This window comes from Sphingobacterium sp. IITKGP-BTPF85, assembly GCF_001006065.1.
Lineage (GTDB): Bacteria > Bacteroidota > Bacteroidia > Sphingobacteriales > Sphingobacteriaceae > Sphingobacterium > Sphingobacterium anhuiense.
This window is the reverse complement of sequence record NZ_ASZT02000205.1, coordinates 1-6,796: the sequence shown is the minus strand read 5'-3', so window position 1 is coordinate 6,796 and position 6,796 is coordinate 1. Positions and strand designations below refer to the sequence as shown.

The following is a 6,796-nucleotide window of genomic DNA, read 5'->3' as shown; positions in this document are numbered from 1 at the left end:
TTTGTTTATACGATTAATAATTTAGACTAGACTAAACTAATCTGTCTTTTTATACTCTCTTCAAGAGATATAATAGTCTCAGTACGCTGAATTCCTTGTACAGATTGTATATCTTCATTTAATACTTTACGCAGGTGTACTGTATCGCGACAGATTATTTTTGCAAAAATACTATATTGTCCCGTGCAGTAATGTAATTCAACGACTTCTTTAATTTCTTTTAATTGAGCAACAGCATCAGAGTATTGAGATCCTTTTTCAAGGTAAATCCCTAAGAAGGCAGTGATATCAAAACCAACTTTCTGAGGATTAATAATTAAGTTGGATCCTTTAATAATACCTAGTTCTTCCATTTTTTTCATGCGTACATGTATAGTGCCACCAGATACAATTAACTTTTTTGCTATTTCTGTATAAGGAATAGACGCATCATTCATCAAAATTGATAATATCTGAATATCAAGATTGTCTAAATCGTAATTAGAATAGTTGTTTTCCATTAAAAGTGCTGTTATTAATTAAGTTAACCCAAACCGATAATATATTACCAAATAGTCGTATCGGATTAAATTTTTAAATTTTTCAAAAATACTAAGATTTGTTGGTTTATGTATGTAAATTTAGTAAAAATTTTATATACATATTGTTAATGTGATATTTAAATAACAAATTTTGTATAGATTTTTATTGATATTGGCATTTGATTTTAAAAAGATATTTATGGAAATAGAAGATGTTAAAATTTCAAGGAAGAAACCCATTTTTGCAGTAGGAGAGGGATTACATAAATACTTGAGACTATATCAACGTGATGCAAAGCTTCCTATTACGTATAAGGATCTTTTATCTTTTACTGAAACTATACCTGTATTGGATAAATACGGTAACGACACTTTTGGGAAACGCCATTATATCCACCATATCTCATTGATCATTTATATGAAGGTTTGAAAGTAATATATGCTAAATTAAAGGCATCGGGTAATACCCGTATTGTGCAACATAAGTATATTGATCGTGTTGAGTATTGTGCGTTTGGCAATACAAGGCCTTTTCGAATTCGTATTGTAAACCGACTGAATGATGTTTATGATTATTTTTATATTAAGCAAGCTGATGCATCTCGTATTTATGGCTTAGAATTGGAGGAAATCTTATCGCCAAATCAGGTAAATTATATGGTCGATAATGAAACTTTGGTTGAGGAACATATTGTTGGAATCCCTGGTGATACTTTTGCCAAGCAACGGATGTATACACCAGATTATAATCTAACACGTATTTCTAAGGAGTTTGTTAAATTTAACGAACGTTGCATAATTACTTTGTTAGGTGATATGCGCGCTTATAATTTTGTCGTACAAATAACTCCAGATTTTGACGATTTTCAATTCAGAATTCGAGCTATTGATTTTGACCAGCAATTTTATGAAGGCAATCCAAAAGTGTACATGCCACAATTTTTCAAAGAAAACTTTCCTTATGTGAAACTTTCAATGGAACATTTGACAGAAAAAACGGTTTCTCAATATCAACAAGAAGAGCGATCATCTATTGTACATCGTGTACGTATTGAAAGGCATCGGATCGCTGACCTTAGGGACGCATCAAAAACCCAACAGTTATCGACAGAGGAAAATATAAAACAATTGCGTGAAGCTTATGCAATTTCTCATTCAAGTGAACAGTATTTGAAGTGTAAATCGATGACTGATATTGTTGAATTAAATGTGAAAAATGTTATAAGGCAAGTACAGCTATAATTACTTGATTCTTTTTTCATTATCTTTTACAAATGCACTCCAACCACTGTAACTTTTGCCAGTTTCGGAGGTCACATTTTTTTGAAAGGAATGACAAACAGCAACAGCTAATCCATCTGTTGCGTCTAAAAATTCAGGGCTTTCATTAAATTTTAATAATGACTTCAACATTCCTGCTACTTGCTCTTTGGTTGCATTTCCATTTCCAGTTACTGATTGCTTTATTTTTCGTGGAGCATATTCAAATATAGGAATATCAAAATTTAATGCGGCGGCCATAGCGACACCTTGTGCTCTTCCTAATTTCAACATTACTTGTATGTTTTTTCCATAAAATGGAGCTTCTAATGCAACACTGTCCGGTTTATATTCCTCTATTAAAGCAGTAGTTTTTTTAAATATACGTTGGAGTTTCAGAGCATGGTCATCAAGATGCCCCATTTTCACGACTCCCATAGTAATGAGATTGATATTGTTTCCTTGTTCACGTATGATTCCGTAACCTAGAACAGCTGTTCCGGGGTCAATACCTAAAATAATTCTCTCTTTTGCTTTCTCCTTCTGCATGTGCAATATTACATTTTTTATTTCGTAACGATTCAAAAATGAAGATGTAATGGATACTAATATTGCCATAAAATAACTTTAGCTTTGATTAATATTTAGTAACATTGTGTCCAAAATTGATAAATGCTAACAAAGGTTCAAAAAAATATAGCGGGATATTGATAAAAATTGCGGTACTAGCTTTTGCTGGATGGTATATTTATCAACAATTATCCGATCCTAAAAATCTTCTGAAGTTTGAAACATTAATCGCAGGTATAGATCCTCATTATTTCTGGTTGACATTTAGCTTAATCGTGTTCTTGATGTTTGTTAATTGGATGCTTGAAGTTGTAAAATGGCAATATTTGGCTATTAGAATTGAAAGAATATCTTTTGGACGTGCATTTCAATCGGTATTTAGTGGATTAACATGGGCTATTTTTACTCCAAATAGGATTGGTGAATATGGAGGTCGTGTTTTGTTTTTGAAACCTGAAAATCGAGCAAAAGGTGCTATAGCAATGGGAGTTGGGTTATTTGCACAACTTGTATTAACCAGTATAGCTGGTGCTTTAAGTATTGCTTGGTTTGCATGTACTTATATGGATACTCCGGTTTCTATAGAGTTTGGAATTTGGTTATTAGCAATATTGTATGCGACAGGTTTTTTAGTACTTTATTTTAATGTGCATTGGATTGATTTATTGGTTGGTCGAATTAAATTTCTAGAACGTATCAAACCTTTCTTTTCTATTTTGGAAGAGTATACTTTTAAGGAATTGCTTGTTGTCATATTGATATCGTTGGCAAGATTTATCATTTTTACTTCTCAGTACATTATTTTAATGTTGGTCATTTTACCAGAATTACCATTCGTGGCAATGATTTTGATGATATTTATTCTTTTCTTTGTGCAGGCCGCATTACCGACATTGGATATTTTTGATTTTAGTGTAAGAAGTTTTGTTGCAGGTAATCTTTATAGTTATATCACAAACCAAGAACTAGCCGTGATGGCAATTGTTTCTTGTATTTGGTTCGTTAATTTGATACTTCCAGCTGTTTTAGGTTCTATTTTTGTTTTGAAAATAAATTTTTTTGGTGATTCTAAGTCTTAGTTTTATTACGATAATATTGGCGATTGTGTATATCGCTCTGGTTCTGTATATGCGGAAAGGTTGGTTTGAAATACCAACTGTAATATCGAACTGTTTACCGGTCAAACGTATTTCTATTATTATAGCTGCACGTAATGAAGAGAATGGTATAGCACGTACTATTGATGCTGTACTTAATCAAAAATTTCCACCTGAACAGTTTGAATTAATTGTAATCGATGACCATTCTACTGATCGGACAAGTGATGTTGTATTGTCCTACGCGCACAGAGGAGTACAATTAATTCAGTTGAATGAGAGCAATAAATTGAATTCATATAAAAAGCTTGCTATAGCGAAGGCTATTGATTTATGTACAGGAGAGATCATTGTTACAACTGACGCTGATTGTAGGATGGGTGAAAATTGGTTAATGTCAATCATTAGCTATTTTGAAACTCAAGACTTATATCTTTTATCTTCACCTGTAGTGTATTCAGAAGAGAAATCATTTTTTGAAAGACTTCAAACACTTGAGTTTTTATATTTAATAGGCTTAGGCGCAGCAGGTATTGGTAATAAAAATCCGACAACTTGCAACGGAGCAAATTTGGCATATCGCAAAGATATTTTTTATGAAATGGGTGGATTTGCCGGTATAGATGAATTAGCATCTGGTGATGATGAATTATTTTTGCATAAAGTTGCTGCCAAATATCCACATAAAATAGGATTCTGTAAATCTACAGATGCAGTGGTTTACACCGATGCTAAGCCTACAATTGGGTCATTTATAAGTCAGCGGAAGCGTTGGGCTTCTAAGAGTACAAAATATAAAAATAAAGCAATTGTGTTACTAGGAATCACAATTTGGTTATTCAACTTTTGTATGCTTACCTGTCTTATCGTAGGTTTATTTTATCATTATTCCTATCTTTTTACTTTTTTGGTTGTATTAATCGCTAAAATCATAGTTGAATATCTATTTATTCAACCCTTAACTCAGTTTTCAAAGAGAGAGGAGTTAATGCGGTATTTACCAATTCTTTCCTCGTTACATATAATATACCTCGTGTATATTGGTATACTTGGTAATATAGGTAAATATGATTGGAAAGGTCGGCAGGTTAAATAATCTAACCATTTTTTACTTTTAAACGGATTTTCTGTTCAGCTTCTAATACTATTTCTTCCAAAGTTTTATCAGTTTTATCAATAGGATCTAAAACTTCCCAGCTCATTTTCACAAAGGGTGTAAGAGGAAATAAGCCATTTTTAGTCATTTCATATGAACCATTTATTGCGATAGGAACAATTAGTGCATCGGGATTTTTCTTTAATAATGTAGCTATTCCGCCAACATGAAAAGGCTTCATTTTACCATCTCGAGTGCGAGTACCTTCCGGAAAAATAAAAGCTGACCAGTTTTTGGTCTTCATATTATTTGCAAGTTTTAATATTTCACCGATAGACTGTTTTGAGTCCTTACGGTCAATATTTGCCGCCCCACCATGTTTCAAATTGAAGGAAATACTTGGAATTCCCTTCGCTAGTTCTATTTTTGAAATGAATTTTCCATGAAATCTTCGCAGAAAATAGATCATAGCCGGTATATCAAATGTACTTTGATGATTTGCAACGAAAATAATGGGCTGTCCGGTTGGAATGTTTTTATTATCAGTAAAAGATATCGTATTAAACAGCAAAATATTGCAATAGGTGAGAAAGAAATTAAGAATATCGACACTCTTTTTATGTGCTGTATATCCGCCAAACTTTAGGCTCAACCATTGTATAGGGTGAAAAACTAAAAGGCACAAGGCAAAAAAGAAATAAAAAATGGGTGTCAGAATAAATCCAATAATCTTCTTCATGTTTAAATCTAATAATTATTTACAGCAAATATAATTATTAATATACTTTGCAAATAATTATTGATCGCTCATATTTTAAATTATGTTTAATAATACTTTTATAAAATTTATACTATTATTAATAATATTTATATTTATAGAAGAGATGAAAAAATTTCCAAACACTTGCGTCCTAAACGTTTAAAAAGTGGCGGTGTTTTGCTATAGCAAAGTTGCTATATTTAAATCGCCAAACTTAAACACACCGCCAATGGTAAATTTAAACGTTTTTAGTCAGATTTTATCCCTTATCGACCGCGAATTATTCAAAGATTTGGTCGCTAAACACAAGAGTGATAAACATTGCAAAGGGATCAACAGTTGGACGCATCTTGCGAGCATGTTATTCTGCCATTTTTCTTCTGCAGATTCAGTTCGGGATATCAGCAATGGTTTGCGTAGTACTACCGGTAATCTGAATCATTTAGGTGTGGTTAGAGCTCCCAGCAAGTCCAATATTTCTTATATCAACAAGCATCGCAACCATGAGCTCTTTAAAGAGCTGTACTTTTCCCTATTGGACAGGCTATGGCAAAAGGATACGCATTTTCGCAAAGATCTTACCCAATTAAAACGCAAGGTTTATCTAATGGATGCCAGTATCATCCCATTATGTCTATCGGTATTTGACTGGGCCAAGTTTCGCAGCACCAAAGGAGCCATAAAGCTGCACACTGTTTTAGATTATGATGGCTGTCTGCCTGTTTTTATGCAGATTACAGACGGGAAAGTTCATGAGAGCCAGCGTGCGGGCAGCTACAGCTTTTCCAAAGGAAGCGTGGTCGTGGTGGACCGAGGTTATGTGGATTACAGCTGGCTCGGGGATTTGGACAGCAGAGGTTGTTATTTCGTTACTAGGAGTAAAACTAACATGCAGTACAGTGTTATTAAGTCATACCAGAGTGAAGCGCTCCTGGAAAAGGGAATCATTAAAGATGAGATCATTGAGCTTTCTGGCCCTTCTGCCAATAAGTACAATTCCAAACCACTACGCCTGGTTCACTTTTGGGACAGCACCACTGGCAACCAATACCACTTTTTGACCAACAACACTGGGTGGAAAGCCTCCCTGGTAGCAAATATTTACAAGCAGCGGTGGCAGATCGAGATCTTCTTCAAACATCTGAAACAGCGCCTAAAAGTATCATCTTTTGTGGGTACTTCTGAAAATGCGGTAATGATCCAGATATGGACTTCGTTGATCGGCATATTACTGCTCAAATACCTTCAAAAGAAAGCAAGATACGACTGGAATTTATCCAATCTGGTGAGTTTTATCAGGATGAATATCTTCGTGAAAATAAATATCTGGAAATGGATAGATGACCCTTTTATTAGACCGCCAGTAAAGGAACAAAATGGACAGCTACAGATCTTTTCAGACTAAAAAATAGGATCAAAATTGAAATGATCTAAAAATAGCGGTTATTTAGATGGAAAAACACGTCTAAAATTTATTTAGGACGGAACTGAT

The 6,796-nt window shown here is 33.6% G+C and carries 6 protein-coding genes and 1 pseudogene; 4 read left to right on the top strand and 3 right to left on the bottom strand.

The window, feature by feature from the left end; translation table 11 throughout:
- Nucleotides 1-26: 26 nt before the first annotated feature.
- Nucleotides 27-500: an Lrp/AsnC ligand binding domain-containing protein gene (locus L950_RS23525; protein ID WP_021189698.1), complete on the bottom strand. Its 474-nt coding sequence runs from the start codon at nt 498-500 to the stop codon at nt 27-29.
- 220 nt (nt 501-720) lie between these two features.
- Here L950_RS23525 and L950_RS23520 point away from each other — a divergent pair.
- Nucleotides 721-1,763, top strand: a pseudogene (locus L950_RS23520) (hypothetical protein).
- Here the strand turns inward: L950_RS23520 and ruvC are convergent.
- Nucleotides 1,764-2,330 (bottom strand): crossover junction endodeoxyribonuclease RuvC, encoded by a 567-nt coding sequence (ruvC, locus tag L950_RS23515; protein WP_021189697.1) that lies wholly within the window; start codon nt 2,328-2,330, stop codon nt 1,764-1,766.
- A 158-nt stretch (nt 2,331-2,488) separates the two neighbouring features.
- Between ruvC and L950_RS23510 the strand changes: the two genes are divergently transcribed.
- The gene (locus L950_RS23510; protein ID WP_231577831.1) at nt 2,489-3,430 is read left to right on the top strand and encodes a lysylphosphatidylglycerol synthase domain-containing protein; all 942 of its coding nucleotides are present in this window, start codon (nt 2,489-2,491) and stop codon (nt 3,428-3,430) included.
- A 25-nt stretch (nt 3,431-3,455) separates the two neighbouring features.
- Nucleotides 3,456-4,544 carry a glycosyltransferase family 2 protein gene (locus L950_RS23505; RefSeq protein WP_316930747.1) on the top strand — a complete coding sequence of 363 codons (1,089 nt, stop codon included), beginning with the start codon at nt 3,456-3,458 and terminating at the stop codon, nt 4,542-4,544.
- A gap of 1 nt (nt 4,545) precedes the next feature.
- On the opposite strand, the gene L950_RS23500 is transcribed toward L950_RS23505, so the two are convergent.
- Complete coding sequence (locus tag L950_RS23500) at nt 4,546-5,283, bottom strand: lysophospholipid acyltransferase family protein (protein WP_021189694.1); 738 nt, start codon at nt 5,281-5,283, stop codon at nt 4,546-4,548.
- A 250-nt stretch (nt 5,284-5,533) separates the two neighbouring features.
- Here L950_RS23500 and L950_RS23495 point away from each other — a divergent pair, with 250 nt between their 5' ends.
- On the top strand, nt 5,534-6,709 hold the full coding sequence (locus L950_RS23495) for an IS4 family transposase (protein WP_021189693.1): 1,176 nt from the start codon (nt 5,534-5,536) through the stop codon (nt 6,707-6,709).
- The last annotated feature ends 87 nt before the right edge of the window (nt 6,710-6,796 follow it).

Coding starts and splice junctions, on each gene's coding strand:
- L950_RS23500 (WP_021189694.1), bottom strand. CDS start 5,283: ATGAAGAAGATTATTGGATTTATTCTGACACCCATTTTTTATTTCTTT.
- ruvC (WP_021189697.1), bottom strand. CDS start 2,330: ATGCAGAAGGAGAAAGCAAAAGAGAGAATTATTTTAGGTATTGACCCC.
- L950_RS23525 (WP_021189698.1), bottom strand. CDS start 500: ATGGAAAACAACTATTCTAATTACGATTTAGACAATCTTGATATTCAG.
- L950_RS23495 (WP_021189693.1), top strand. CDS start 5,534: ATGGTAAATTTAAACGTTTTTAGTCAGATTTTATCCCTTATCGACCGC.